The following is a 26,723-nucleotide window of genomic DNA, read 5'->3' on the forward strand; positions in this document are numbered from 1 at the left end:
AAGCCGGCGGCGCCGGCTTCTTCATCAACTCAGGTTCAGTCCAGGGTCGAGCCGCTCACCGGCACGCCACGTTCCGGGAAGAACAGGCGTTGCAGTTCCAGACCTGGGCTCTCGGCCCGCATAAAGGCCTCGCCCACCAGGAAGGAGTAAACGTCGCTGATTTCCATCAGCTCGACATCGGCCCGGTTGAGGATACCGCTCTCGGTGATCACCAGACGATCGCGCGGAATCTGCGGCAACAGATCGAGGGTGGTCTCCAGATTGACCTCGAAGGTGTGCAGGTTACGGTTGTTGATGCCCACTAGCGGCGTGTCGAGGGTTTTCAGGGCACGCTCCAGCTCATCGCCATCATGCACTTCGACCAGCACATCGAGACCCACGCCTTTGGCCACGGCAGCCAGTTCAGCCATCCTGGCATCATCCAGCGCGGCCACGATCAGCAGCACGCAGTCGGCCCCCAATGCGCGGGCTTCGACGATCTGGTACGGATCGATCATGAAGTCCTTGCGAATCACCGGCAACGAACAGGCGGCACGCGCCTGTTGCAGATAGGCATCGGCGCCCTGGAAATAATCGATATCGGTGAGTACCGACAGGCAGGTCGCGCCGCCCTTCTCATAGCTCTTGGCGATCTCTGCCGGCACGAAATGCTCGCGGATCACGCCTTTGCTCGGCGAGGCTTTCTTGATTTCGGCGATCACCGCCGGCTGCTTGAGCTTGGCCTGGTCGAGCAGCGCCTTGGCAAAGCCGCGCGGCGCATCCGCGACACGGGCCTGGCCTTCAAGTTCGGCCAGGCTTACTCGTGCGCTACGCTCAGCCACTTCCTCGACCTTGCGGGCGAGGATTTTTTCCAGAACCGTCGGCACACTCATCCTTCATTCTCCTGCTTGAATACCGCGGTAAAGGCACCCAACTCCTCAAGCTTCTCGCGAGCCAGCCCGGTGTGCAAAGCGTCATGGGCCAGGGCCACGCCCTCTTTCAGGCTGCTGGCATGGTCCGCCGCATAGAGCGCGGCACCGGCATTGAGCACGATCATCTCCGCCGCTTTCTGCCCGTGCTCGGTCTTGCGCCGCCCCAGGGCATCGCGAATCAGCTCGAGCGATGCCGCCGGGCTTTCGACCACCAGGCCGAACAGGCTCTGGCTCTTCATGCCGAGGTCTTCGGGTTGCACCCAATACTCAGTGATCTGGTCGTCCTTCAGCTCAGCGACGAAGGTCGGCGCGGCGAGGCTGAACTCATCCAGGCCATCCTGAGAGTGCACCACCAGCACGTGCTTGCTGCCCAGGCGTTGCAAAACCTCGGCCAACGGCCGGCACAACGCCTGAGTGAACACACCCACCACCTGATGTTTAACGCCGGCCGGATTCGTAAGCGGGCCAAGCATGTTGAACAGGGTGCGCAGGCCGAGATCGCGACGCGGGCCAGCGGCGTACTTCATGGCACCGTGATGGGACTGGGCGAACATGAAACCGATACCGACGTTGTCGATACAGCGGGCGACCTGTACCGGCGTCAGGTTCAGGTAGATACCGGCGGATTCGAGCAGGTCGGCACTGCCGCTTTTCCCGGACACCGCGCGGTTGCCGTGCTTGGCCACCGTGCAACCGGCTGCGGCGACTACAAAGGAAGAAGCTGTGGACACGTTGAAAATGTTCGCACCATCACCGCCGGTGCCGACCACATCGACCACACCGTCGAGGGTTTTCAGCTCGACCTTGTCCGCCAGCTCGCGCATGACCGAAACAGCGCCGACGATTTCGTCGATGCTTTCGCTTTTCATACGCATGGCCATCATGAAGGCGCCAATCTGTGCATCGGTGCACTGGCCGGTCATGATTTCACGCATGACCTGACGCATTTCATCGGTGCTCAGATCGAGATGGCCGACGATACGGCTCAGGGCAGTCTTGATATCCATGGAAAGTCCTTAGCGCGTGCCGCCGCTCTGTTTGAGGAAGTTGGCGAACAGCTCGTGGCCCTGCTCGGTGAGAATAGACTCGGGGTGAAACTGCACACCCTCGATGTTCAGCGTCTTGTGGCGCAGCCCCATGATCTCGTCGACGGAGCCGTCTTCCAGTTGGGTCCAGGCAGTCAGCTCGAGGCAGTCCGGCAACGTATCGTGCTTGACCACCAGGGAATGGTAACGGGTCACGGTCAACGGATGGTTCAGACCGGCGAATACGCCCTTGTCCTGGTGAAATACCGGGCTAGTCTTACCGTGCATCACCTGCCGCGCGCGCACCACGTCGCCGCCAAAGGCCTGGCCAATGGACTGGTGGCCCAGGCAGACACCCAGGATCGGCAGCTTGCCGGCGAAATGCTTGATCGTTTCGATGGACACACCGGCTTCGGTCGGCGTGCAAGGACCGGGCGACACGACGATCCGCTCAGGGTTGAGCGCTTCGATTTCAGCCACGGTCAGTTCGTCGTTGCGCACCACCTTGACCTCGGCACCCAGCTCGCCAAGGTATTGCACAACGTTATAGGTAAAGGAGTCGTAGTTATCGATCATCAGCAACATGGGGATTACAACCTCTTGAATTCACTGACTTTTAATACAGCCTTCAGTGGATTGCCCGCTGGCAGGCCCGCCGGAGGTTGCAATCACTCAACCAGCACAAGCGGAGTCGAACAGGGGTAAAGAAGGCAAAACGGTACAGGTCCGGCCGGGCCGGCAGAGAAAAGTTAGGCGCGCCAACGCCAACGGGCGTGTGCCTTAACAACTCGCATCAAGAGTTTGCTGACGATCAACACGGGGAAGGTCTCATTCATACGTTCAGGCACAGTAACTTAGCTGAGCAGAGGGTGCAATATGGCGGGGCCCGCGCCCGGACAAACAAGCGATATGGCTTATCGCCATAGCTGAAACGCAAAAGTTTTTGGTACTGTCGTTTCGTTCTCTACAACAATAAATAAAACGGACTTGCTCATGATCAAAAAGACGTTGTTCGTACCACTCGCCGGCAGTCTTTTGTCCCTGGCCTGCGCTCAAGCGATCGCAGCCCCCTCCCCCTATTCCAGCTTTATCGTGTTCGGCGACAGCCTCAGCGATGCCGGGCAATTCGCCGATCCCGGCGGTCCCGCGGGCGCGACCCAGCGCTTTACCAACCGTACCGGCCCGGTCTACCTGGATGGTAGCGGGGAAGTCCGCTCCGCCAACTCGACGCAATTGCTGGGGGCCAAACTGGGCTTCTCGGACAACCAGCTCGCCGCGTCGACCTCGGCCACCCGCGCCAGCGAAGGCCTGCCTGACGGCAACAACTGGGCGGTTGGCGGTTATCGCACCGACCAGATTCTCGATTCGATTACCACCACCTCGACCGCCGGCAGCCGTAGCCGCCCCGGCTATCTGGTAGCCAACGATTTCCGCGCCGACCCGAATGCCCTCTATTACCTGTCGGGCGGCGGCAACGACTTCCTCCAGGGCCGCGTCACCAGCCTTGACCAGGCCAACGCCGCGGCCGGCCGCCTGGTCGATAGCGTGCAGACCCTGCAGCAGGCCGGCGCCCGCTACATCATGGTCTGGCTGTTGCCGGATATCGGCCTGACCCCGGCAATCAACGGCAGCCCGTTGCAAGGGTTCACTTCCCAGCTCAGCGCCCAATTCAATACCGAACTGGTCCGACAGCTGCAGACGGTCGATGCCGAAGTCATTCCCCTCAATATTCCCGTGCTGTTGAAGGAAAGCTTCGCCAACCCGGCACAGTTCGGCCTGGCCACCGACCAGAACCTCACCGCCACCTGCTTCAGTGGCAATGGCTGCACGGAAAACGCCCGCTATGGCATTCACAGCGCCACGCCGGACCCGAGCAAGCTGATCTACAACGACTCGGTCCACCCCACCGAAGCCGGCCAACGGCTGATCGCCGATTACGCTTACTCCTTGCTGGCGGCGCCCTGGGAAATAACCCTGCTCCCGGAAATGGCCCAGGGCACCCTGCGCGCGCATCAAGATGAGCTGCGTAATCAATGGCAGGCCGACTGGGAAAACTGGCAGGGCGTGGGTCAATGGCGGGCGATTGTCGCCGCGGGCGGCCAGCACCAGGACTTCGACAGCCAGCGCAGCGGCGCCAGTGCCGACGGCAACGGCTTCAACCTGAACATCGGCGGCAGCTACCGGCTCGACGAGGCCTGGCGAGTCGGCGTGCTGGCCGGCGCCTATCGGCAGAAGCTCGAAGCGGGCAGCAACGACTCGGACTACAAGCTCAACACCTACCTGGGCACCGCCTTCGTCCAGTACCAGCAAAACCGCTGGTGGGCCGACGCGGCAGCCACCGCCGGGCACCTGGACTACGACAACCTCAAGCGCAAATTCGACCTGGGGCCCAATGAGCGCGGGGAAAAAGGCGACACCAGCGGCGATGTCCTGGCCTTCAGCGCTCGCCTGGGCTACGACATCGCGCAGCAGGCCAGCAGCCCGTGGCACCTGTCGCCGTTCATCAGCGCCGACTACGCGCGGGTCAAGGTCGACGGCTACTCCGAGGACGGCAACGACTCCACCGCGCTGACCTTCGATGACCAGAAACGCACGTCGCGGCGCCTGGGCGTCGGTCTGCAGGGCAAGTACCAGATCACCCGGCAAACCCAGGTGTTCGGCGAAATCGCCCACGAAAAGGAATACGAGGACGATACCCAGAAGCTGACCATGGCCCTCAACAGTCTGCCGGATAACCGCTACACCCTGGAAGGCTATACCCCGCAGACCAACCTCAACCGCCTGAACCTCGGGGTCAGCCACAAGCTCACCCAGGACCTGGCCTTGCGCGCCAGCTACAACATCCGCAAGGACGATGACTTCACCCAGCAAGGCATCAACGTCGGGGTCAGCCTCGACTTCTAAACCGCAGGCCATAAAAAACGCTGCCCCCGTGAGGAGGCAGCGTTTTTTTATGGCTCGTTGTCCGACTCAGCTATCGGGCGCCTGCTCAGCCAAGGCCACCGCGCGGAACATCGCGCGACGCTTGTTCAGGGTTTCTTCCCATTCCAGCGCCGGCACCGAGTCGGCGACGATACCGCCACCGGCCTGCACATGCAGCTCGCCGTCCTTGATCACCGCCGTACGAATGGCGATGGCGGTGTCCATGTTGCCGTTCCAGGCGAAATAACCCACCGCCCCGCCATACACACCACGCTTGACCGGCTCCAGCTCGTCGATGATTTCCATCGCGCGGATCTTCGGCGCGCCGGACAAGGTGCCCGCTGGCAGAATCGCCCGCAGCGCGTCCATCGCGGTCAGTCCAGCCTTCAACTGGCCAGTGACGTTGGAAACGATGTGCATCACGTTGGAATAACGCTCGATCACCATCTTCTCGGTGAGCTTCACCGAACCGATCTCGGAGACCCGCCCGGTGTCGTTGCGCCCCAGGTCGATCAGCATCAGGTGTTCGGCGATTTCCTTGTCATCGGACAACAGGTCCTTCTCCAGCGCCAGATCCGCCTCTTCGCTGGCGCCGCGTGGACGGGTGCCGGCGATCGGGCGAACGGTGATCAGGTTGTCTTCGACCCGCACCAGCACTTCCGGCGAACTGCCGACCACATGGAAATCGCCGAAGTTGAAGAAGTACATGTAAGGCGTCGGATTGAAGCAACGCAGGGCGCGATACAGATCGATCGGCGCCGCCTTGAAATCGATGGACATGCGCTGCGACGGCACCACCTGCATGCAGTCGCCCGCCAGGATGTACTCCTTGATGGTATCGACGGCACGCTCGTAGTCACCCTGGGTGAAGCTGGAGCGGAACACCGGGTCGGCCGCCTGCTGCTTGCTGAAGTCCAGGCCAGGACGCGGGGTGATGGGCTGGCGCAGCTTCTCCAGCAACGCTTGCAGGCGTGCCTGGCCTTGCTCGAAGGCATCGTCCCGGGACGGGTCGGCGAGGACGATGGCGTGCATCTTGCCGGCGAGGTTATCGAACACCACCACGGCGTCGGAGACCATCAGCAGAATATCCGGCACACCGATCGGATCCGGGTTCGGACATTTGCCCAGGCGCTTCTCCACATAACGCACACAGTCGTAACCGAAGTAGCCGACCAGGCCACCGTTGAAACGCGGCAAGCCAGCGATGGTCGGCACCTGATAGCGCGCCTTGAACTCTTCGACGAACGCCAGCGGATCGGCCACGTCATGGCTTTCGGTCTCGACGCCATCGACGGTGATGCTGACATGATGGTCATGCACCCGCAGCACGGTGCGGCAGGGCAAGCCGATGATCGAATAACGGCCCCACTTCTCGCCGCCCTGCACCGACTCCAGCAGGTAGGAGTTGGGCTGGTCGGCCAGTTTCAGGTAGATCGACAGCGGCGTGTCGAAGTCGGCCAGGGTTTCGCAGGCAAGCGGGATGCGGTTGTAGCCGGCAGCGGCCAAACGCAGGAATTCTTCGCGGATCATGAGGTGCCTCGTGGCTTGAGGTTCTAACAGTCAGGTATGCAAACGCGCCGGAAGACCGGCCAGGAACAAGTCAGGCGCGCCAACGCCAACGGGCCAGAGCCTTGATGACTTTCATCCAGAGTTTGCGAGTGACCACCACGATGGCGTTTCCAGGAGGGGATTGAACAGCGTCGGGCAACGTTATCTCAGCGGCCGGATCCAGGCAACCGGGAATTAGCTGGCGCAGATCGTCGATCACCAGGGCCGGCATTTCCTCGGCAATCGGCCGTCCGTGGTTGTAGCCATAGCTCAATGCCACGCACTTCACACCCGCGGCTTTCGCCGCCTGCACGTCGCTGCGCGAGTCGCCGACGAACAGCGATTGCGAGGCCGGGATACTGGCCATTTTCATGACGAAGAACAGCGCTGCCGGGTCGGGTTTCTTCTGCGGCAGGGTATCGCCACCGATGATCCAGCGGAAATAACGGCCGATCTTCATCTGATCCAGCAAGGGCGCGACGAAACGCTCCGGCTTGTTGGTGATCAGCGCCATTTCCACACCCTGCTTGTGCAGCCATTTGAGGGTGTCGCGCACGCCTGGGTAGACCACGGTCAGTTCGTGGCCATCCTCATAGGCATTGTTGAACAGCTCCAGCCCGCGCTCAGCCTCGACATCGTCGACGCCCTGCGCCGCGATGTCGTTGGCCAGGGCCCGGCGCACCAGCATCTGCACGCCGTTGCCGACCCACTCGCGCACCGCCTCGATACCGGCGGGCGGGCGCCCCAGTTTGAGCAGCATGTCGTCCACGGCCGCCGCGAGGTCGGGAACCGAATCGACCAGGGTGCCATCCAGGTCGAACATCACCAGCCGCGGCAGACGCCCCGGGAACAGCTGCTCGAAACCGCTCATGGACGGGCCAGCGCCAGTTCGGCGCGCATCTTCTCGATCACGTCCCGGTAGTTCGGCGCATTGAAGATCGCCGAGCCCGCGACGAAGGTATCGGCGCCCGCGGCAGCGATTTCACGGATGTTGTGCACATTCACCCCGCCGTCGATTTCCAGGCGGATATCGCGACCGGAAGCGTCGATCAGGGCACGGGCCTCACGCAGCTTGTCGAGGGTACCCGGAATGAACTTCTGGCCGCCGAAACCCGGGTTGACGCTCATCAGCAGGACCATGTCGACCTTGTCCATGACGTACTTGAGCACGTCCAGCGGGGTGGCCGGATTGAACACCAGGCCAGCCTTGCAGCCGCCTTCGCGGATCATCTGCAGGGAACGGTCGACGTGCAGCGTGGCTTCCGGATGGAAGGTGATGTAAGTCGCACCGGCCTCGATGAAGTCGCCGATGATGCGATCTACCGGGCTCACCATCAGGTGGGCGTCGATCGGCGCGGTGATGCCGTACTTACGCAGGGCAGCGCAGACCATCGGACCGATGGTCAGGTTGGGCACGTAATGGTTGTCCATGACATCGAAGTGCACGATATCGGCGCCAGCGGCGAGAACATTGTCCACTTCCTCGCCCAGGCGGGCGAAATCGGCGGAGAGGATCGACGGAGCAATTGCGAAGGGCTGCATGACGCACCTTTTTGAGCAGAATCACGGTGGCGCGCATTGTATACCTCATGCTTTGGCGCGCGCACCGTGACCGCGATGATCAGTAAGCCGCGCGATAGATCTTCTCTATATCGCCCGGGCTCAGTTTGCGCGGGTTGTTGCGCATCAGGCGCTCGATCCCCGCGGCCTCCACCGCCATGGACGGAATGGCCTCCTCCGGCACCCCGAAGCTGCGCAGCCCCGAGGGAATCTCCACCGCGGCGCAGAGCTGGGTCATGGCCTCGACCGCCTTGTCGGCCGCCTCGGCCACGCTCAGATGAGCGGTCTTCACCCCCATGGCCTCGGCGATATCCTGCATGCGCTCGACACAGGCCATCTTGTTCCAGGTCATGACGTACGGCAGCAGCAAGGCATTGCTGACGCCATGGGCGATGTTGAAGCGCCCGCCCAGTGGATAAGCCAGCGCGTGCACCGCGCCGACCCCGGCGTTGCCGAAGGCCATGCCGGCCATCAGGCTGGCGGTGGCCATGTCTTCGCGGGCCTGCAAGTGGGCAGGATTGGCGTACGCCTTGGGCAGCGCCTGGGCGATCAGCTTGATGGCGCCAATGGCCAGGGAGTCGGTGATGGGCGAGGCGTTGAGCGACAGGTAGGACTCGATGGCATGCACCAGGGCATCGACACCGCTGGCGGCAGTCACACTGCGCGGGCAGGTCAGGGTCATCTGCGGGCTGACCAGCGCCACATCCGGCAACAGGTAATCGCTGACAATGCCCTTTTTCAGCTGCGCGACCTTGTCCGAGAGAATCGCCACATTGGTGACTTCGGAGCCAGTGCCGGCCGTGGTGGGAATGGCAATCAGCGGCGGCCCCTTGCGCGGTACCTGGTCGATCCCGAACAGGTCTTCCAGCGCCCCGTGATAACCGGCGTAGGCCGCGACGCTTTTGGCGATATCGATGGCGCTGCCGCCGCCCAGGCCGATCAGCCCGTCGTGCCCGCCCTCGCGGTAAACCTGCATGCAATCTTCGACGATGGCAATTTCCGGGTCGGGCAGCACCCGGTCGAAAATCTCGTAATCCCGCCCCCCCAGTTGTGCCAGTGCCAGCTCCACGGTACCGGACTTGACCAGCGCGGCATCAGTGACGATCAGCGGGTTATCGATATCCAGGCGGCTCAGTTCGGTGGACAGTTGCTCGATGGCGGCAGAACCGGTGAGCAGTTTGTGGGCGATTTTGAAAGAGGAAAGACTCATGTGCGCGGCCTCTTATATAAGGGAGAAGCTGGCACAAGAGTAGCTGGGGATTCGGGGTTGTCTGCCATTCAGCCAATGAATGGCGTAACGGATCGCTCCCACGGCCGGTACGGGAGCGATCTGTCCGTGGCGATCAGACCGGTGCTGTACGCAGTTTTTCGCTGCGGCCACGCAGCCATTCCAGGGTCAGCAGCAGGATCACCGAGAAGGCGATCAGCAGTGTCGCCGCGGCGGCGATGGTCGGGCTGAGGTTTTCGCGGATACCGCTGAACATCTGCCGGGGCAAGGTGGCTTGCTCGGGACCGGCGAGGAACAGCGTGACCACCACTTCATCGAACGAGGTGGCAAAGGCGAACAGCGCGCCGCTGATCACCCCCGGCGCGATCAACGGCAGGGTCACCCGGCGGAACGCTGTCAGCGGCGAAGCGCCAAGGCTGGCCGCGGCCCGCACCAGGTTCTGGTTGAAGCCCTGCAAGGTGGCCGAGACCGTGATGATCACGAACGGCACGCCTAGTACAGCGTGGACGATGATCAGCGAGAAGAAGCTGTTGCCCATGCCCAGGGGCGCGAAGAACAGGTAGCTGGCCACGCCGATGATCACCACCGGCACCACCATCGGCGAAATCACCAGCGCCATCACCAGCGCCTTGCCGGGGAAGTCGCCGCGGGTCAGGCCGATCGCCGCCAGCGTGCCGAAAACCATCGCCAGCACCGTGGCCGCCGGGGCGACGATGATGCTGTTCTTCAGGGCGCGCATCCATTCCGCCGAGCCGAAGAAGTCGTGATACCACTGCAGCGAGAAGCCTTGCAGCGGGTACACCAGGAAGCTGCCCGAGTTGAACGACAGCGGAATGATCACCAGCACCGGCAGGATCAGGAACAACAGGATCACGCCGCAGAGAATCCGCAAGCTGTAGAACCAGACCCGCTCGACGGGCGACATGTAAGGGCTCAGCATTTCGATTCTCTCCTTAGCTCAGGCGCAGGCGACTGGCGCCCACCAGCCAGCTGTAAATCAGATACAGCACGATGGTCGCCAACAGCAGCAGGCCGCCCAGCGCGGTCGCCATGCCCCAGTTGATGCTGGTGTTGGTGTAGAAGGCGACGAAGTAGCTGACCATCTGGTCGTTCGGGCTGCCCAGCAACGCCGGGGTGATGTAGTAGCCGATGGCGAGGATGAACACCAGCAGGCAACCGGCGCCGACGCCGGCATAGGTCTGCGGGAAATACACCCGCCAGAAGCTGGCGAACGGGTGGCAGCCGAGGGAAATCGCCGCACGCATATAGGTCGGCGAGATGCCTTTCATCACGCTGTAGATCGGCAGGATCATGAACGGCAGCAAGATGTGCACCATGGAGATGTAGACCCCGGTGCGGTTGAACACCAGTTCCAGCGGCTTGTCGATCACGCCCATGGCCATCAGCGCGCTGTTGATCAGGCCGCCCGATTGCAGCAGCACGATCCACGCCGCCACACGCACCAGGATCGAAGTCCAGAACGGCAGCAGCACCAGAATCATCAGCAGGTTGCTCTGGCGCGCCGGCAGGTTGGCCAGCAGGTAAGCCAGGGGATAGGCCAGCACCAGGCAGATACCGGTAATCACCAGGCCCATCCAGAAAGTCCGGGCGAAGATATCCAGGTAGATGGCCTGGTCAGGGGTCGCCGGGGCGATCTCCCCCAGGTCGTCGATCCGATGGTCGACGGCGGCCAACAGGTAGAACGGCGTCAGGTTGCTGGTGTTGCGGCGTACCGCCTGCCAGTAGGCCGGGTCGCCCCAACGCTCGTCGATGGCCTCCAGCGCTTCTTTATAGGAAGCCGGTTCCTCCTTGAACGGCAGGGCCCGGGCGGTTTTGGTCAGCAGGCTGCGATAGCCGGCCAACTCCATGTTCAGTCGCTTGGACAGATCGCCCAGGGTTTGCTGCTTGCGCGCTTCGGCCAAATCCTCGCTCAGCGCCTTGTACACCGGCTCGGCCGGCAGGCCGCGTCCGTCCCAACCGGCCACGGCGACCACAGTGCGCGGCATGCCTTCGACCACTTCCGGGTTACCGACGCTCTTGTACAGCAGCGCGGCGATAGGCACGAGAAACACCAGCAGCAGGAACAGCACCAGCGGCGCGATCAACGCTTGCGCTTTCCAGCGGTTGACCCGCTCGGCACGCGCCAGGCGCTGCTTGAGGCTGGGGCTGGTGACCTCGTTCAGGGGAACGCTAATGGCCATGACGAACTCCGCAAATCTTTAAACGGTAACGGCGTCACCCGCGGGTGACGCCGCCCATGCATGACGCCTTACTTGGCCGCCCACGAGTTGAAACGCTGTTCCAGTTGCTCACCGTTGTCAGCCCAGAAGCTGACGTCGATCTGCACCTGGTTGGCGATGTTTTCCGGGGTGGTCGGCATGTCTTTCAGGATGTCCTTGGCCAGCAGCGGAACCGCCTGGGTATTGGCCGGACCGTAGGCGATGTTTTCCGAGTAGGTCTTCTGCTGCTGCGGCTGCACCGAGAAGGCGATGAATTTCTTCGCCGCTTCGGCTCGGGTCTTGTCCAGGCCTTTCGGAATGGCCCAGGCATCGAAGTCGTAGATACCGCCGTTCCACACGACTTTCAGGTTGCTTTCCTTCTGTACCGCGGCGATCCGGCCGTTGTAGGCCGAGCTCATGACCACGTCACCGGAAGCCAGGTACTGCGGCGGCTGGGCGCCGGCTTCCCACCACTGGATGCTCGGCTTGAGTTCATCGAGCTTCTTGAAGGCACGATCCTGGCCGTCCTTGCCGGCCAGCACCTTGTACACATCCTTGGGCGCGACGCCGTCGGCCATCAGGGCGAATTCCAGGGTGTACTTGGCGCCCTTGCGCAGGCCGCGCTTGCCCGGGAATTTCTTGGTGTCCCAGAAATCCGCCCAGCTGGTCGGCGCGGTCTTCAGCTTGTCGGCGTTATAGGCCAGGACGGTCGACCAGACGAAGAAACCCACGCCACAAGGCTGGATCGCGCCCTTGACGTAGTCCTCGGGCTTGCCGAACAGCTCGGGGTCGAGCTGCTCGAACATGTCTTCGTCACAACCGCGGGACAGTTCCGGCGACTCGACTTCCACCAGGTCCCAGGACACGCTCTTGGTGTCGACCATGGCTTTGACCTTGGCCATCTCACCGTTGTATTCGCCAGCGACGATCTTGCCGTTGCCCGCGGCTTCCCACGGGGCATAGAAGGCCTTGACCTGGGCCGCCTTGTTCGCCCCGCCAAAGGACACCACGGTCAGGTCCGGGCCCGCCGCCATCGCGTGCGATGCGCCCATCAGGCCCAATGTCAAAGCGGTGAATTTCAGGGATCTCAACATTTATTGTTCTCTCCACGTGCAGGGTTGGTGAAGCAAGGGGGCGATCAATGCGCCTCTAGAAGTGGGTCGAGCGCGCGAACGTGCTCGACCTGCCAGCCAAGCGGAACCACATCGCCCACCGCCAGCTCCGGATCGAGCTCGGCAATCGGCTGTTTCACGAAGAAGTCGGTCTTGCCACAGACTTCCAGGCGAACCCGGACGTGGTCGCCCAGATAGATGAATTCCGCCACCCTCCCTGAGAAGCGGTTGACACAGCTTTCGCTGGAGCCGTTGAGGCTCACGCGCTCCGGACGAATCGACAGGGTCACCGGCTCGCCGGTCTTGCCGACGTTGACCGCCAGCGCCTCGACCTTCTCGCCGCGCCCCAGCTCGACCACGCAGCGGTCACCGCTGTGGCTGTGCAGGCGGCCGTTGAGGCGGTTGTTCTCGCCGATGAAGTTGGCGACGAAGGTGTTCTTCGGCTCTTCGTAAAGGGTCCGAGGCGGGGCGATCTGCTGGATTTCGCCCTGGTGGAACACCGCGACCCGGTCGGACATGGTCAGGGCTTCGCCCTGGTCGTGGGTCACGTAGACCACGGTCACGCCGAGACGTTGGTGCAGGTGCTTGATTTCCATCTGCATGTGTTCGCGCAGCTGTTTATCCAGCGCGCCGAGGGGTTCGTCCATCAGCACCAGCTGCGGCTCGAACACCAGCGCCCGGGCCAGGGCCACCCGCTGCTGCTGGCCACCGGACAGTTGCGCCGGATAACGCTGGGCGAAGGACTCGAGCTGGACCATGCTCAGCACGCGTTTGACCCGCTCGCTGATATCGGTCTTGCTCAGGCCGCGCACCGACAGCGGGAACGCCAGGTTCTCGGCCACGGTCATGTGCGGGAACAACGCATAGTTCTGGAACACCATGCCGATATCGCGCTTGTGCGGCGGCACGTTGTTGATCGACCGCCCGGCCAGCTGGATCTCCCCGGCGGTCGGGGTCTCAAAGCCGGCCAGCATCATCAGGCTGGTGGTCTTGCCGGAGCCGGATGGCCCGAGCAGGGTAAGGAACTCGCCTTTGCGAATGTCCAGGTTGAGGTCTTTGACGATCAGGTTTTCGCCGTCGTAGCTCTTTTGCACACCACGGAAACTGACCAGTACATCACTCGTCCCAGCGCTTGAATCGACCTCGCTCATACCCACACCTTTTGTTTTTTGACGGCTGTGGACTAAGCCTAGTGGAGGCCACAAGCCGCGCAAATCGGGGGGTATGAGAGATTGGCCTCAGCCGGATGGAAGGTTCCGTGTAGGAATCCCCCTACAAGGATGGCGCGATTGGACAAGTCCCGGCACAAGCCCGGCGAGGATCATGGCCATAAGCCGGTTTTCGTGTCGCAAATGGGTACGTGTAGCCGCTGCCGCAGGCTGCGGCTACAGATCCATTCAGAGCAGCTTGTGCTCCATCGCGTACTTCACCAACTCGGCCAGGGAGGTGATGTTGAGCTTCTGCATCAGACGCGCCTTGTGGGTACTGATGGTCTTGCTGCTCAAGGCCAGCTGTTGGGCGATATCGTTGACGTTGGCACCCTGGGCCAGCCGTTCGAACACGGAAAACTCGCGCTCCGACAGCAGGGAATGCAAGGGCCGGGTGTCCGTCAGGCCGACTTCGAAGACCATCCGGTCGGCCAGCTCCGGGTCGATATAACGCCCGCCCGCCGCCACCTTGCGGATCGCCGTCAGCAGCAGCGCCGGGTCGCTGTCCTTGGTGGCATAACCGGCCGCTCCCACCTTCAGCGCCCGGGCCGCCATCTGCGCTTCGTCGTGCATCGACAGCACCAGGATCGCCGGCGGATTGTTCAGCGCGCGGATCCGCGGGATCGCCTCCAGGCCGTTGACGCCAGGCATGGAAATATCCAACAGCACCACCTCGCAAGGCACATGGCGCAGGGTTTCCAATAGCTGCTCGCCATTGCTCGCCTCCCCCACCACCGTCAGGTCCTTGGCCAGACCAATCAACTGCTTGATGCCTTCGCGAACGATGGTGTGGTCTTCGGCTACCAGTACACGGATCACAGCTCGTACCTCTTCTTATTGGTAATGATCTCTGCAGCAGTGAGTCTGCTCGCGCCTACAGGTCCAGCGGCACAGTCACGCTCAGGGTGGTGCCCTCGCCCAGCTGACTGTCCAGGGTCAGGCTACCGCCCATGATCAGCACCCGCTCGCGCATGCCCACCAGGCCGAAGGACGTCGGCCGCCCGGTCTCGACCACAAAACCCTGGCCATCGTCGCTGATGGTCATGCACAGCTGGTCGTGTTCGAGACTCAGCGTCAGTTCGACAGTATGCGCCTGTGCATGGCGCATCACGTTGGTCAGCGCCTCCTGAAGGATGCGGAACAGACCGATGGCCTTGGCGTCGCTGAGCACCGGCAGATTGTCGGGCACCTGCACCAGGCAAGGAATCTGCGTGCGCGCCTCGAAACGCCGCGCCTGCCACTCGATGGCCGAGGCGATGCCGGCATCGAGAATCGGCGGGCGCAAGGCCGTGGCCACATCGCGCACCAACTGGAACAACTGGGCGATCAGGCGCTTCATGCTGTTCAGGCGTTCGTGCAGCCCCGGATCGAGCTGCGCGTAGGCCAGCTCGCACATCGAGGTCTCCAGCTTGAGCACCGTGAGCATCTGCCCCAACTCGTCGTGCACTTCCCGGGCGATGCGGGCCTTTTCCTCTTCGCGCACGCTTTCCAGGTGCGCCGACAGCTCACGCAGTTGTTCGCGCGAACTGGCCAGCTCCAGTTCGATGCGCTTGCTTTCGCTGATGTCCCAGACGATGCCGTCCCAGACATAGGCGCCGTCCTCAAGCTGGCGGGTGATGGCCTTGATTTCCGCCCAGCGCTGTTCGCCCTGGCGGGTCAGGATCCGCCCCTGCCAGGACCAGTCGCTGTCGGTGTCCAGGGCATGGTCCTGGGTCTGGTGATAGCTGGCCCGATCCTCTGGGTGCACCAGGCTGCGCAGCCCTATGTCGCGGTGGCTGAGGGTCGCCGGGGAATAACCCACCAGGCTCTCGCTGCCTTCGCTGATGTAGGCGAAATCGATCTGCCCGGTCACCGGTGCCCGTTCCAGGCGGAACACCAGCCCCGGCACATTGGCGGCGATCCCCTGCAATCGCGCCTCGCTTTCCTGCAGGGCGGCCAGGGCGCGACGACGCTCAGTGACGTCTGTAAGGTAAACCACCAGGTACTCGCCATCGCGAAAACGCAGAAAGCTCAGCGACACATCGGCCGGCAGGATGCTGCCGTCGGCGCGGACACACTGGGTCTCGAAGCTGGGCGGCGCGTCCTCGCTGGCCCGGGCGCGCTTCCACAGGCCAAGCCAGCGGTCCATGTGCAGGTTGGGTTCGAAATCGCTCAACGGCCTGTCGACCACCGCCCCCGGCGCATAGCCCAGCATGCTTTCGGCCGCGCGGTTGGCGTAGCGCACATGGCTGTCCCAGTTGACCCACAGAATGCCCACCGTGCTCTGGTCGATGGAAAACTGGGTCAGGCGCAAGGCTTCTTCACTGGCCTCGCGCCGGGCCAGGTCCTCGCGGGTGGTCAACAGCCGCTGTTCGAGCGTCTGTTGCTGGCGGCGCTGCCAGATAACGATGGCCATGCTCGCCAACAGCAGCACGGCCAACAGCAGGCTGAGGTTCTGCCAGAAACCGCGGGACTCGCTCAGCCGCGGATATTTGGGCTGCAGCCAGCGATTGTGCAGCTGCTCCAGGTCCTTGGCGGCGATACCGTGCAAGGCGCGTTGCACGATGTCCGCCAGCTCGGGCCAATCGCGCCGGGTCGCCACCCGCAACAGTTGCGGCAGGCCGATATCACCCACCACCGCCAGGCCGGCGAACTCCGGCTCCGCCGACAAACGACTGAGCTGTGCTTCATCGATCACCGCATAACGCGCCTGCTGGCTGAGCAGCAATTGCAGGGCCTGGCGCTCCAGGGGCACACCCTGCAGATTGAGGTTGGAATAGGTCGCCCGCAGGTAGTCCGCCACCGCACTGGGCATGCGCACCGCCACGCGGGTCTGGCTGTCGAGCTTTTCCAGCTCCACCGCGCCGGCGCCCTTCTGCTCGCCGACCACCAGTTGCGGCACGCGCATATAGGGGTCGGAAAACTGCCAGAGCCGCAGGCCGGCCGGGGTCTGGCTCAGGCCCGGGGCCATATCCACTTCACCGGTACGCACTGCCGCCTCCAGTTGCGCCTGATCGGCAAAGTTGCGCCAGCTCAGCTCGACCTTCATCGCCTGGGCCAGCCACTGCATCAGTTCGATATTGGCGCCGGACAAGCGTTGCAGCCGTCGGTCGTACTGGGCATAGGGAGCCTGGAGCACCACGCCGACCCGTAATTCCCGGTGCTGCTCCAGCCACTGCTGTTGTGCGGGGCTCCACTGCGCCTGGGCGATATGTGGCGCAGGCACCGCCCGGGCCATCAAGGGAAGGCATATACAGCCGATAACCAACAGGCAGCGAAAACGCATCATCTGAAGTCTCACACACTGACAAATACTGACCAACCCATTAGGCTGCCGGGATTACTTCTGGCCTGGAATAACCGATGTCCCTTGTCCACCGCACGGCACTGCCCGCATTGTGCCTGTCGCTGATCCTGCCTTGTGCCTTTTCGGTCGAGGCCGCCGATCCGCAAGCCGCCCCGGCAGAACAGCCTGCCGCGGAAAAGCCGGCCGAACGCCAGCCGCTCCTTGAGCGTAGCCAGGAAGATGCAGCGGCCCTCGAACGGGTCCTGCCATCCAGCGAACAACAGTCACTGCAAGCCGGCAGCGAGAGCTTTCTGGCCCTGTGGAAACCCGCCAACACCAGCGACCCCAAAGGCGCGGTGATTATCATCCCTGGCGCTGGCGAAACCGCTGACTGGCCTCAGGCAATCGGCCCTTTGCGCAACAGATTGCCGGATGCCGACTGGAGCAGCCTGAGCCTGACCTTGCCCGACCTGCAGAGCGATGCGGCGCAACCGCGCATCGTCGAGGCCGAACCTGCGCCCGCGACCGCCGACACTAGCAGCAAAGATGCCGCCACGGCAGCGCCCAAACCGATCGAACAGGCCGCCGGTGGCGAAGCCGAGATCGCCGATCGCGCGGTGGTGGAGAGTAGCGAAGAACAGGCCAAGGCCGACGCCGAGCGGATTTTTGCCCGTATCGACGCCGCGGTGACCTACGCCCAGCAGCAGAACGCCCGCAGCATTGTGTTGCTGGGTCATGGCAGCGGCGCCTACTGGGCCACGCGCTACCTGAGCGAAAAACAACCGCCGGAGATTCAAAAGCTGGTGCTGGTGGCTGCCCAGACCCCGTCCATCGGCAAACCCGGACTGGCGGAACTGACGCCGACCCTGAAGCTGGCGACCGCCGATTTTTTCTACAAGGACAACGCGCAGGCTCGCAAGAACGCCCTGGAACGCCTGCAGGCGAGCAAGCGCCTGAAGAACGCCAACTTCACCCAGGTCTCGCTCAACGCCCTGCCGGGCAACAGCACGGCTGAAAACGAGCAGCTGTTCAGACGCGTACGCGGCTGGCTGAGCCCGCAACCCGCGCAAGACTGAATCCCGCCGCGTCCGGTCCCGCTCCTGTTTTGGGCAAGGTGCGGGGCCGGGCGTGGGGCAGTTCCCTCTAGCGAATCTCTCTAACGAGCCTCTCTAACGAAAGTCCCGACGCTCGCGGATCAGTGCGTAAGCGCTGTGCAGTTCGCGAGTTTTCTCCGTGGCTTCACGCACCTGCAAGGGGCTTGCGCCGCTGCCGGCAATCTTGTCCGGGTGATGGCGACTGAGCAGGCGCCGGTAGGCGCGCTTGATCTGCGACGGCTCGCTGGTCGCCGAGACACCGAGCAGGCGCAACGCGTCCTGATAGGTGCCACTGCTGTTGGCCAACGGCTTTTTGCTCGGCTCGTAGTCCGCCGCCAACGCCTGCACCTGCTGCACAGTCCAGCCCAGCCACTTGCCCCAAAGCTGGATCAGCTCGCGCTCGGAGGGGCTGGCCCGGCCATCGGCCCAGACCATCCGCCAGCAAGCGCGCAACACACCCTCGGCAGCATGAGGCTGCGTCGCCAGGCGTCGCAGGTAGCCCCGTAGCCGATCGTTACCCGACTTGCCCCGATTGAACGCGGCAATGGCGCGGCGCTGTGCAGCTTCGCTCATGTCCAGCGAACGCATTTCCAAACGCGCCTGCTGGATATGCCCATCGACCACCCGGCCATCGCTTTTCGCCAGCCGCCCCAAGAGCACGAACAGCAGTTCATCGTTACGCAGCGCCGGTCGACCGCCCAGCCGCTCACGCACCTGGGCCCAGCTATGCAACTGCAAACGCCGGTCCAGCGCCTGTCCCAGCAACGCTCCCAGCATGGCCCCCGGGATACTGGCTATGGCAAAGCCAGCCCCGGCTCCGATCAGAGTCCCTGGCCACAACATATCAACGACTCGCTTCTAACAAGGTTTCGACTTCCGCCAGACGCTCATGGGTGCCGACATCGACCCAGTGTCCCTGCAAACGCTCGCCACTGACCTGTCCATCGGCCATGGCCTTGCGCAACAGGGGCGCCAGCTTGAACGCGCCCGGTGTGCAGCCTTGGAACAGGTCCGGGTGCAACACCGCGATGCCGCTGTAGGTCAGGGTCTGCGCGCCCGGCTCGGCGTCCCGCACCCGGGCATCGCTGAGGATGAAATCCCCGGCGGTATGGTGAGCCGGGTTATCCACCAGCACCAGGTGCGCCAACGCATCCAGCGGACGGTTCAACGAGCGGAAATCGTAATCGGTCCAGACATCGCCATTGACCACCACAAAGGGCTCGTCGCCCAGCAAGGGCAAGGCGCGGAAAATACCGCCGCCGGTTTCCAGCGGCTCGCCCTCCGGCGAATAGCGGATGCTCAGGCCGAAGCGCGAGCCATCGCCCAGATGATCTTCGATCTGCTGCCCCAGCCAGGCATGGTTGATGACGACTTCGGTAAAGCCCGCCCGGGCCAGTGCTCGCAGGTGGTACTCGATCAGCGGCACACCGGCGGCGCGGATCAATGGCTTGGGCGTGGTCAGGGTCAAGGGGCGCATCCGTTCGCCCTTGCCCGCAGCCAGAATCATTGCCTTCATACACAGGCTCCGACCGGTTGACGCAGGCTGGCCAACAGTTCACCCAACTCCGCCAGCTCTGGCCGACGAGCCAGGACGGCCTCTATATAAGCGAAGAAACGCGGCACGTCGCCCAGGTAACGGGGCTTGCCGTCGCGGTGGCAGATCCGCGCGAAGATCCCGATCACCTTGAGATGGCGTTGCACGCCCATCAGGTCGCTGGCGCGCAGGAAATCCTCGAAATCGGGTTGTACCGCGATCCCGAGCCGGGACGCTTGCTGCCAGTAGTCCTCCAGCCAACCACGCACCCGCGCTTCGGGCCAGCTGAGAAAAGCATCCTTGAACAGACAGGTGACGTCATAGGTCACCGGGCCGTAGACCGCGTCCTGGAAATCCAGCACGCCCGGATTGGGCTCGCTGAGCATCAGGTTGCGCGGCATATAGTCACGATGCACCAGCACCTTGGGCTGGGCCAGGGCGCTTTCGATCAACAGCTCACTGACCCGCTGCCATTGGCCGCGCTGGCGCTCATTCAGCTCGACGCCCAGCTCGCGCCCCACGTACCACTCGGGGAACAGTTCCAGTTCACGGCGCAGCAAAGCGACGTCATAACTGGGCAACGGCGCATCCATCGGCAACTGCTGGAAAGCCAGCAAGGTTTGCAGCGCATCCTTGAACAGAGTGTCGGCATTTTCGCCGTCGATCACGTCCAGATAGGTTTTGTTGCCCAGGTCATTGAGCAAAAGAAAGCCGCGCGGCAAATCTTCTGCATAAATTTTCGGCACATTGGTTGCGGATTTTGCCAACAGATGGGCGATATCCACGAAGGGTTTGCAGTTTTCCTGGGGCGGCGGAGCATCCATCACAACAAAGCTGCGGCCTTCGCCTTCCCAGCGAAAATAACGCCGGAAACTCGCGTCGCTACTGGCCGCGGTCAATGTAGCCGGGGGCACGGGGCCCCATCCGTTGGAGGTATAAACAATCGACAACTGCTCATCGAGCCAAACTTTCAGGTGTTGCAAGCGTACATCTTGGTCAGGCATTGCAAGGGTCTCCGACGGCGCTAGCCGTCAAGCGGGTCATGCTTTATTATCCAGCATCTTTTTCAGACCATCGAGAGGCGTGCGGCCCACACCGCGGGCAGATGGCACGCAGGAAGCCCGGACTAATAAGATGGCATTGAAATCCCCCGCGTTTCGTAAAAAATTTCCGTTGTTGGTTACTGGCAGTCTGCTGGCCCTGCAACCCCTAGCCACTTCGTTCGTGGTCGCCGCAGAACAGTATGACTGCTCAGTCTCTGCTTCGGGTGGCTGGGACTGCGCGCCGAAAACCAGCGCCGCTCAACTGCCTCCGCGCCCCGTGCATGACGCGAGTGCGGTCAGCTCGAGCACCGCGGCGTCGGCCGAAGGCGGCGAAACCAGCGAAGACACCGGCGCCAAGCCGATGCTGGTTACCGAGTCCAAGGGCCGCGGCCTGAAGTCCCGCAGCGAAGACTACAGTCACCTCGACTGGGTTCCGCGCGAGAAGCTCACCGCCGCCCAGCTGGCCGAGACCGGTCCTTACTGTGCTGGTGCTTATATCGAACCGATTCGTCCTGGCATGAATGACAAGACGAATAAAAGTGACGCCCCGACCTTTATCGGCGCCAAGGCTTCGCGTTACCAGCAGGAGCAGCAGATCGCGACCCTGGCCGGTGATGTGGTCATGCGCCAGGGCAGCATGCAGGTCGAGGCCGACGAGGCCAACCTGTACCAGGCCGAGAACCGCGGTGAGCTGAGCGGCAACGTCCGCTTGCGCGACAACGGCGCCCTGCTGGTCGGCGATCACGCCGACGTGCAGCTGGATACCGGCGAAGCCAAGGTCGACAACGCCGAATACGTGATGCACAAATCGCGCATCCGCGGTAACGCGCTGTACGCCAAGCGTGCCGAGAACGCGATCATCCGCCTCAAGGATGGTACCTACACCACGTGCGAACCGAGCAGCAACGCCTGGCAGCTCAAGGGCAACAACATCACCCTGAATCCGGCGACCGGCTTCGGCACAGCGACCAACGTGACATTGCGCGTCAAGGACATTCCGGTCCTGTACACGCCATACATCTATTTCCCGATCGACGACCGTCGCCAGTCCGGCTTCCTGCCGCCGACCATCGGCAGCGGCAGCGATACCGGCTTCATGCTGGTCACCCCGTACTACTTCAACCTGGCACCGAACTACGACGCCACGTTGTACCCGCGCTACATGAGCAAGCGTGGCCTGTTGATGGAAGGCGAATTCCGTTACCTGACCAAGTCCAGCGAAGGTCAGTTCGGCGCGGCGTACCTCAACGACGAAAACGATGACCGCAAACTGCAGTCGGACTACGAAAAAACCCGCTACATGTACAACTGGCAGCACAAGGGCGGGCTCGATTCGCGCCTGATGACCGAGGTCGACTACACCAAGATCAGCGATCCGTACTACTTCCAGGATCTGCAGACTGACCAGATCGGCGTGGAAAGCCGTGACTACATTAACCAGCAGGGTGCTGTGACCTACCGCGGCGATACCTACACCGCGCGCCTCAATGCCCAGGCTTATGAGCTGGCCACGGTTTCCAACATCACGCCTTACAACCGTCTGCCGCAAATCACCTTGAATGGCTTCTTGCCGCAGCATCCGGGCGGGTTGGACTTCAAGTACGAAACCGAGATTGTTCGCTTTGATCGCGACCTGCAGAACGGTACGTTCTTTGATGAGAATGGTGTCGGTGCACCGCGACTCGACCGCAACATTCAAGGTCTGGCACGTGCCAATGGTAATCGCCTGAACCTTGCACCGTCTGTGAGCCTTCCGCTTAACTGGACCTATGGCTTCCTGAAGCCGTCTCTCAAGTATCAATACACCCAGTACGATCTGGATCTGGACAGTATCGGCAAGAGCCAGGTTGCTGCACAGACCGCGGAACAGAATCGCCTGAACGGTACTTACAGCAGCAATCAGAACCGTGGTGTGCCTATCGCCAGTATCGACAGCGGCCTGTACTTCGACCGCAACACCCAATGGTTCGGCAAGAACTATCGTCAGACCCTGGAACCACGCCTGTACTATCTCTATGTACCGGAGAAAGACCAGAGCGACATCCCGGTATTCGATACCAGCGAGTCTACGTTCAACTACTCGTCGCTGTTCCGTGATAATCGTTTCACCGGCTCCGACCGTGTAGGCGACGAGAACAAATTGTCCCTCGGCGTCACCAACCGCTGGATCGAAGAGAACGGCTTTGAACGTCAACGCATCAGCATCGGTCAGGCCTTGTACTTCAAGGACCGCGAAGTCCAGTTGCCAGGTATCGATGCGAAAACCCGCGACGACGCGCACTCCAATGTTTCGCCTTATGCACTGGAATACGAGTACCGCTGGAACCGCGACTGGCGTACCACTGCCGACTACAACTGGGATCCGGACAGCCACAGCCCACGCTCCGGTAGCGCGATGTTCCACTACCAGCCGGAAGACAACCCGAACAAGGTCATCAACGCCGGTTATCGTTATCGCAACGACCTGGTTCGTTACGACCAGTCTACGGGTAAATGGTCGGTGGGTGGCGGTGACTACGGCACTCCAGGACAACCTGGCTATGTGAAGGACTACTACAAGATCAAGCAGCATGACTTCTCGGTGATCTGGCCGATCGTGCCGCAATGGAACCTGATCAGCCGCTGGCAGTACGACTACAACCGCAACCGTACCCTCGATGCCTTCGGTGGTTTCGAATACGACAACTGCTGCTGGAAACTGCGTCTGATCAACCGTTACTGGGTCAAGTATGACGAAACCAGTCAAGACGCCCCGCAGAACGAGAAAGGCGACCATGGCATCTTCCTTCAAATCGTCCTGAAAGGACTCGGCGGCCTGACCGGCGCCAAGGTAGAGAGCTTCCTCGACAAAGGCATTCAAGGTTACCGTGAACGTGAAGACCAAGCTTTCTGATTGTCTGCGCCCGCTGATGCTGGGCGCGCTGTTCCTGGGTACCGCGGCGAGCGCCGCGGTACAACCCATCGACAAAGTGGTGGCCATCGTCGATAACGACGTGGTCATGCAGAGCCAGCTGGACCAACGGGTTCACGAAGTTCAGCAAACCATCGCCAAGCGCGGCGGCGGCATGCCACCCGCCGAGGTCCTGAACCAGCAGGTACTGGAACGCCTGATCGTCGAAAACCTGCAACTGCAGATCGGCGAGCGCTCCGGCATCCGCATTACCGATGAAGAGCTGAACCAGGCCGTCGGCACCATCGCCCAACGCAACAACATGACGCCCGATCAGTTCCGCGCCGCCCTGGCTCGTGATGGCCTGTCCTATCAGGACGCCCGTGAGCAGATTCGCCGCGAGATGATCATCAGCCGTGTGCGTCAGCGCCGTGTCGCCGAACGCATTCAGGTCTCCGAGCAGGAAGTGAAGAACTTCCTCGCCTCCGACCTGGGCAAGATGCAACTGTCCGAAGAGTTGCACCTGGCCAATATCCTGATTCCAACCCCGGAAAGCGCCAACTCCGAAGCGATTCAGAGCGCCGCGCGCCAGGCCATGGAAATCTACCAGCAGCTCAAACAAGGCGCCGACTTCGCTCAGCTGGCCATCGCCCGTTCCGGCAGCGACAACGCCCTGGAAGGTGGTGACATGGGCTGGCGTAAAGCCGCTCAACTGCCCCCTCCGTTCGACCGCGAACTGAGCTCCATGGCAGTGGGCGATATCACCCAGCCAGCTCGTACTCCAGGCGGCTTCATCATCCTGAAGCTGTTGGAAAAACGCGGCGGCGGCAATCAGATACGTGACGAAGTGCATGTCCGTCATATCCTGATCAAGCCAAGTGAAATTCGCAGCGAAGAAGAAACCAAGCGCCTGGCCCAGAAGCTCTACGAGCGCATCGAAGCCGGCGAAGACTTTGCCGAACTGGCGAAAAGCTACTCGGAAGATCCAGGTTCCGCCCTCAACGGTGGCGACCTCAGCTGGATCGACCCGAACGCCCTGGTTCCCGAGTTCCGCGACGTGATGGCCAAGACCCCGCAAGGTCAGCTGTCCAAGCCGTTCCAGAGCCCATATGGCTGGCACGTACTGGAAGTCCTTGGCCGCCGCGCCACCGACAGCACCAGCCAGGCCCGCGAACAGCAAGCGATGACCGTACTGCGCAACCGCAAATACGACGAAGAGCTGCAAACCTGGCTGCGCCAGATTCGCGACGAAGCCTACGTCGAGATCAAACTTCCTGGCGCCGACCAGGCGGCACAGTGAAACCCAAGCGTTTCGCGCTCACCCCCGGCGAGCCAGCCGGCATAGGTCCCGACCTGTGCCTGTTGCTCGCTTCGCAACAACAGCCATACCCCCTGATCGCCATCACCAGCCGCGACCTGCTTACCGAGCGGGCCGCGCAGCTGGGTGTGGCCGTCAGCCTGATTGCGGTCGATCCCGACAATTGGCCAAACCAGCCGGCCGCCGCCGGTAGCCTCTACGTCTGGGACACCCCGCTGGCGGCCAAGGTCGTTACTGGTCAGCTGGACAAGGCCAACGCCGCGTTCGTTCTGGAAACCCTGACTCGGGCCGGCCAAGGCTGCCTGGACGGGCATTTCGACGGCATGATTACCGCCCCGGTGCACAAGGGTGTGATCAACGAATCCGGCATCGCCTTTTCCGGCCATACCGAGTTTCTCGCCGACCTGACACACACCGAACAAGTGGTGATGATGCTGGCCACCCATGGCCTGCGCGTGGCACTGGTGACCACTCACCTGCCCCTGCGGGACATCGCCGATACCATTACCCCGGAGCGCCTGGAGCGGGTTACGCGCATTCTGCATGCGGACCTGCGCAACAAATTTGGCATCGCCCAGCCACGCATCCTGGTCTGCGGGCTCAACCCGCATGCCGGCGAAGGCGGACATCTGGGCCATGAAGAAATCGATATCATCGAACCCACCCTGGAGCGTCTGCGCAACGAAGGCATGGACCTGCGCGGCCCCCTGCCCGCCGACACTCTGTTTACCCCCAAATATCTGGAGCACTGCGACGCAGTGCTGGCGATGTACCATGACCAGGGGCTGCCCGTGCTGAAATACAAAGGCTTCGGCGCCGCGGTCAACGTGACGCTGGGCTTGCCGATCATCCGCACCTCGGTCGACCACGGCACCGCCCTGGATCTGGCCGGCAGCGGCAAGATCGATACCGGCAGCCTGAAAGTCGCCCTGGAAACCGCCTACCAGATGGCCGAGACCCGTTTATGACCGAGCAATACCAACACCGGGCGCGCAAGCGCTTCGGCCAGAACTTCCTGCATGACGCCGGCGTGATCGACCGCATCCTGCGCTCCATCAATGCCAAGTCCGGCGACCGCATGCTGGAAATCGGCCCGGGCCAGGGCGCCCTGACCGAGGGCCTGCTCAACAGCGGTGCCCAGCTGGATGTAGTCGAGCTGGACAAGGACCTAGTGCCGATCCTCAACCAGCAGTTTGCTGGCCGGGACAATTTCAGCCTGCACCAGGGCGATGCCCTGAAGTTCGACTTCAACAGCCTGAATGCCGCGCCCGGCAGCCTGCGGGTGGTTGGCAACCTGCCCTACAACATCTCCACCCCGCTGATCTTTCACCTGCTGCAGAACGCCGGACTGATCCGCGACATGCACTTCATGCTGCAGAAAGAAGTGGTCGAGCGCCTCGCTGCGGGCCCTGGCGGTGGTGACTGGGGGCGTCTGTCGATCATGGTCCAGTACCACTGCCGCGTGGAGCATCTGTTCAACGTCGGTCCTGGCGCGTTCAATCCGCCACCGAAAGTCGACTCGGCGATCGTCCGCCTGGTGCCACACACCGTGCTGCCGCATCCGGCCAAGGATCATCGCCTGTTGGAGCGCATCGTCCGCGAAGCCTTCAACCAGCGTCGCAAGACCCTGCGCAATACCCTCAAGGCCCTGCTTTCCAGCGCCGAGATCGAAGCCGCCGGCGTCGATGGCAGCCTGCGTCCGGAGCAACTGGACCTGGCAGCCTTCGTTCGCCTGGCTGACAAGCTCAGTGAACAAGCCGCGGACACCGCCAGCGCCAGCTGACACGCCACCAGCGTTATCGGGTAAGACGCCAGGCTCCATGTCTGGTTTACTACCCGATACTTG

The 26,723-nt window shown here is 62.4% G+C and carries 22 protein-coding genes; 6 read left to right on the forward strand and 16 right to left on the reverse strand.

Annotated elements, in window-relative coordinates; genetic code table 11:
• Positions 1 to 35: 35 nt before the first annotated feature.
• Genes trpC through C4K27_RS28080 form a run of 3 tightly spaced genes read right to left on the reverse strand, consistent with a single transcriptional unit; the run spans position 36 to position 2,521 of the window.
• Positions 36 to 872: an indole-3-glycerol phosphate synthase TrpC gene (trpC, locus tag C4K27_RS28070; protein ID WP_009045864.1), complete on the reverse strand. Its 837-nt coding sequence runs from the start codon at positions 870 to 872 to the stop codon at positions 36 to 38.
• A complete protein-coding gene (trpD, locus tag C4K27_RS28075) occupies positions 869 to 1,918 on the reverse strand; it encodes an anthranilate phosphoribosyltransferase (RefSeq protein WP_007930171.1) in 1,050 nt (349 codons plus the stop codon). Before trpD ends, trpC begins: the two co-directional genes overlap by 4 nt.
• 9 nt (positions 1,919 to 1,927) lie before the next feature.
• Entirely contained in the window at positions 1,928 to 2,521 is a 594-nt protein-coding gene (locus C4K27_RS28080) for an aminodeoxychorismate/anthranilate synthase component II (protein WP_053262865.1), read from the reverse strand.
• Positions 2,522 to 2,929: 408 nt separating this feature from the next.
• Between C4K27_RS28080 and estP the strand changes: the two genes are divergently transcribed.
• The gene (gene estP, locus C4K27_RS28085) at positions 2,930 to 4,840 is read left to right on the forward strand and encodes an esterase EstP (RefSeq protein ID WP_125738116.1); all 1,911 of its coding nucleotides are present in this window, start codon (positions 2,930 to 2,932) and stop codon (positions 4,838 to 4,840) included.
• Between the two features lie 66 nt (positions 4,841 to 4,906).
• On the opposite strand, the gene trpE is transcribed toward estP, so the two are convergent.
• From trpE to C4K27_RS28135, 10 genes are all read right to left on the reverse strand, one after another.
• Positions 4,907 to 6,388: an anthranilate synthase component I gene (gene trpE, locus C4K27_RS28090; RefSeq protein ID WP_053262866.1), complete on the reverse strand. Its 1,482-nt coding sequence runs from the start codon at positions 6,386 to 6,388 to the stop codon at positions 4,907 to 4,909.
• Between the two features lie 70 nt (positions 6,389 to 6,458).
• Positions 6,459 to 7,277 (reverse strand): phosphoglycolate phosphatase, encoded by an 819-nt coding sequence (locus C4K27_RS28095; RefSeq protein WP_007926157.1) that lies wholly within the window; start codon positions 7,275 to 7,277, stop codon positions 6,459 to 6,461.
• Positions 7,274 to 7,948: a ribulose-phosphate 3-epimerase gene (gene rpe / locus C4K27_RS28100; RefSeq protein WP_007926156.1), complete on the reverse strand. Its 675-nt coding sequence runs from the start codon at positions 7,946 to 7,948 to the stop codon at positions 7,274 to 7,276. The genes C4K27_RS28095 and rpe overlap by 4 nt, the downstream gene beginning before the upstream one ends.
• Positions 7,949 to 8,027: 79 nt before the next feature.
• Complete coding sequence (locus C4K27_RS28105; protein WP_053262867.1) at positions 8,028 to 9,176, reverse strand: iron-containing alcohol dehydrogenase; 1,149 nt, start codon at positions 9,174 to 9,176, stop codon at positions 8,028 to 8,030.
• A gap of 133 nt (positions 9,177 to 9,309) precedes the next feature.
• Positions 9,310 to 10,134 carry an ABC transporter permease gene (locus C4K27_RS28110; protein ID WP_007926154.1) on the reverse strand — a complete coding sequence of 275 codons (825 nt, stop codon included), beginning with the start codon at positions 10,132 to 10,134 and terminating at the stop codon, positions 9,310 to 9,312.
• A gap of 13 nt (positions 10,135 to 10,147) precedes the next feature.
• Positions 10,148 to 11,395 (reverse strand): ABC transporter permease, encoded by a 1,248-nt coding sequence (locus tag C4K27_RS28115; RefSeq protein WP_007926153.1) that lies wholly within the window; start codon positions 11,393 to 11,395, stop codon positions 10,148 to 10,150.
• A gap of 68 nt (positions 11,396 to 11,463) precedes the next feature.
• Entirely contained in the window at positions 11,464 to 12,507 is a 1,044-nt protein-coding gene (locus C4K27_RS28120; RefSeq protein WP_009045873.1) for an ABC transporter substrate-binding protein, read from the reverse strand.
• Between the two features lie 44 nt (positions 12,508 to 12,551).
• Positions 12,552 to 13,676 carry an ABC transporter ATP-binding protein gene (locus C4K27_RS28125; protein ID WP_053262868.1) on the reverse strand — a complete coding sequence of 375 codons (1,125 nt, stop codon included), beginning with the start codon at positions 13,674 to 13,676 and terminating at the stop codon, positions 12,552 to 12,554.
• 246 nt (positions 13,677 to 13,922) lie between these two features.
• Entirely contained in the window at positions 13,923 to 14,552 is a 630-nt protein-coding gene (locus tag C4K27_RS28130) for a response regulator (protein ID WP_007926150.1), read from the reverse strand.
• Between the two features lie 55 nt (positions 14,553 to 14,607).
• Positions 14,608 to 17,001: a PAS domain-containing sensor histidine kinase gene (locus C4K27_RS28135; RefSeq protein WP_053262869.1), complete on the reverse strand. Its 2,394-nt coding sequence runs from the start codon at positions 16,999 to 17,001 to the stop codon at positions 14,608 to 14,610.
• A gap of 74 nt (positions 17,002 to 17,075) precedes the next feature.
• On the opposite strand from C4K27_RS28135, the gene C4K27_RS28140 reads away from it, so the two are divergent.
• A complete protein-coding gene (locus tag C4K27_RS28140; RefSeq protein ID WP_053262870.1) occupies positions 17,076 to 18,074 on the forward strand; it encodes an alpha/beta hydrolase family protein in 999 nt (332 codons plus the stop codon).
• Between the two features lie 93 nt (positions 18,075 to 18,167).
• Here the strand turns inward: C4K27_RS28140 and C4K27_RS28145 are convergent, their stop codons facing one another.
• The 3 genes from C4K27_RS28145 to C4K27_RS28155 are packed head-to-tail and all read right to left on the reverse strand — an operon-like array spanning position 18,168 to position 20,630.
• The gene (locus C4K27_RS28145; protein WP_053262871.1) at positions 18,168 to 18,935 is read right to left on the reverse strand and encodes a TerB family tellurite resistance protein; all 768 of its coding nucleotides are present in this window, start codon (positions 18,933 to 18,935) and stop codon (positions 18,168 to 18,170) included.
• Position 18,936: 1 nt separating this feature from the next.
• Positions 18,937 to 19,608: an N-acetylmuramate alpha-1-phosphate uridylyltransferase MurU gene (murU, locus tag C4K27_RS28150; protein ID WP_053262872.1), complete on the reverse strand. Its 672-nt coding sequence runs from the start codon at positions 19,606 to 19,608 to the stop codon at positions 18,937 to 18,939.
• Positions 19,605 to 20,630: an aminoglycoside phosphotransferase family protein gene (locus C4K27_RS28155; RefSeq protein WP_053262873.1), complete on the reverse strand. Its 1,026-nt coding sequence runs from the start codon at positions 20,628 to 20,630 to the stop codon at positions 19,605 to 19,607. Before C4K27_RS28155 ends, murU begins: the two co-directional genes overlap by 4 nt.
• A 130-nt stretch (positions 20,631 to 20,760) precedes the next feature.
• On the opposite strand from C4K27_RS28155, the gene C4K27_RS28160 reads away from it, so the two are divergent.
• Genes C4K27_RS28160 through rsmA form a run of 4 tightly spaced genes read left to right on the forward strand, consistent with a single transcriptional unit; the run spans position 20,761 to position 26,660 of the window.
• Positions 20,761 to 23,562, forward strand: a complete 2,802-nt coding sequence (locus C4K27_RS28160) for an LPS-assembly protein LptD (protein WP_053262874.1) — start codon at positions 20,761 to 20,763, stop codon at positions 23,560 to 23,562.
• Entirely contained in the window at positions 23,543 to 24,859 is a 1,317-nt protein-coding gene (surA, locus tag C4K27_RS28165; protein ID WP_139811776.1) for a peptidylprolyl isomerase SurA, read from the forward strand. Before C4K27_RS28160 ends, surA begins: the two co-directional genes overlap by 20 nt.
• Positions 24,856 to 25,845: a 4-hydroxythreonine-4-phosphate dehydrogenase PdxA gene (gene pdxA, locus C4K27_RS28170; RefSeq protein ID WP_053262876.1), complete on the forward strand. Its 990-nt coding sequence runs from the start codon at positions 24,856 to 24,858 to the stop codon at positions 25,843 to 25,845. Before surA ends, pdxA begins: the two co-directional genes overlap by 4 nt.
• Positions 25,842 to 26,660 (forward strand): 16S rRNA (adenine(1518)-N(6)/adenine(1519)-N(6))-dimethyltransferase RsmA, encoded by an 819-nt coding sequence (gene rsmA / locus C4K27_RS28175; protein ID WP_053262877.1) that lies wholly within the window; start codon positions 25,842 to 25,844, stop codon positions 26,658 to 26,660. The genes pdxA and rsmA overlap by 4 nt, the downstream gene beginning before the upstream one ends.
• Positions 26,661 to 26,723 lie beyond the last annotated feature (63 nt).

The organism is Pseudomonas chlororaphis subsp. chlororaphis (assembly GCF_003945765.1).
Taxonomy (GTDB): domain Bacteria; phylum Pseudomonadota; class Gammaproteobacteria; order Pseudomonadales; family Pseudomonadaceae; genus Aquipseudomonas; species Aquipseudomonas chlororaphis.

Excerpts from the sequence above, each read along its gene's own strand:
- C4K27_RS28135 (WP_053262869.1), bottom strand. The coding sequence starts at position 17,001 with ATGATGCGTTTTCGCTGCCTGTTGGTTATCGGCTGTATATGCCTTCCC.
- C4K27_RS28120 (WP_009045873.1), bottom strand. The coding sequence starts at position 12,507 with ATGTTGAGATCCCTGAAATTCACCGCTTTGACATTGGGCCTGATGGGC.
- C4K27_RS28115 (WP_007926153.1), bottom strand. The coding sequence starts at position 11,395 with ATGGCCATTAGCGTTCCCCTGAACGAGGTCACCAGCCCCAGCCTCAAG.
- C4K27_RS28160 (WP_053262874.1), top strand. The coding sequence starts at position 20,761 with ATGGCATTGAAATCCCCCGCGTTTCGTAAAAAATTTCCGTTGTTGGTT.
- C4K27_RS28125 (WP_053262868.1), bottom strand. The coding sequence starts at position 13,676 with ATGAGCGAGGTCGATTCAAGCGCTGGGACGAGTGATGTACTGGTCAGT.
- C4K27_RS28155 (WP_053262873.1), bottom strand. The coding sequence starts at position 20,630 with ATGCCTGACCAAGATGTACGCTTGCAACACCTGAAAGTTTGGCTCGAT.
- C4K27_RS28140 (WP_053262870.1), top strand. The coding sequence starts at position 17,076 with ATGTCCCTTGTCCACCGCACGGCACTGCCCGCATTGTGCCTGTCGCTG.
- C4K27_RS28105 (WP_053262867.1), bottom strand. The coding sequence starts at position 9,176 with ATGAGTCTTTCCTCTTTCAAAATCGCCCACAAACTGCTCACCGGTTCT.
- C4K27_RS28080 (WP_053262865.1), bottom strand. The coding sequence starts at position 2,521 with ATGTTGCTGATGATCGATAACTACGACTCCTTTACCTATAACGTTGTG.
- C4K27_RS28095 (WP_007926157.1), bottom strand. The coding sequence starts at position 7,277 with ATGAGCGGTTTCGAGCAGCTGTTCCCGGGGCGTCTGCCGCGGCTGGTG.
- trpE (WP_053262866.1), bottom strand. The coding sequence starts at position 6,388 with ATGATCCGCGAAGAATTCCTGCGTTTGGCCGCTGCCGGCTACAACCGC.
- rsmA (WP_053262877.1), top strand. The coding sequence starts at position 25,842 with ATGACCGAGCAATACCAACACCGGGCGCGCAAGCGCTTCGGCCAGAAC.
- C4K27_RS28145 (WP_053262871.1), bottom strand. The coding sequence starts at position 18,935 with ATGTTGTGGCCAGGGACTCTGATCGGAGCCGGGGCTGGCTTTGCCATA.
- rpe (WP_007926156.1), bottom strand. The coding sequence starts at position 7,948 with ATGCAGCCCTTCGCAATTGCTCCGTCGATCCTCTCCGCCGATTTCGCC.
- estP (WP_125738116.1), top strand. The coding sequence starts at position 2,930 with ATGATCAAAAAGACGTTGTTCGTACCACTCGCCGGCAGTCTTTTGTCC.
- trpD (WP_007930171.1), bottom strand. The coding sequence starts at position 1,918 with ATGGATATCAAGACTGCCCTGAGCCGTATCGTCGGCCATCTCGATCTG.
- trpC (WP_009045864.1), bottom strand. The coding sequence starts at position 872 with ATGAGTGTGCCGACGGTTCTGGAAAAAATCCTCGCCCGCAAGGTCGAG.
- murU (WP_053262872.1), bottom strand. The coding sequence starts at position 19,608 with ATGAAGGCAATGATTCTGGCTGCGGGCAAGGGCGAACGGATGCGCCCC.
- C4K27_RS28110 (WP_007926154.1), bottom strand. The coding sequence starts at position 10,134 with ATGCTGAGCCCTTACATGTCGCCCGTCGAGCGGGTCTGGTTCTACAGC.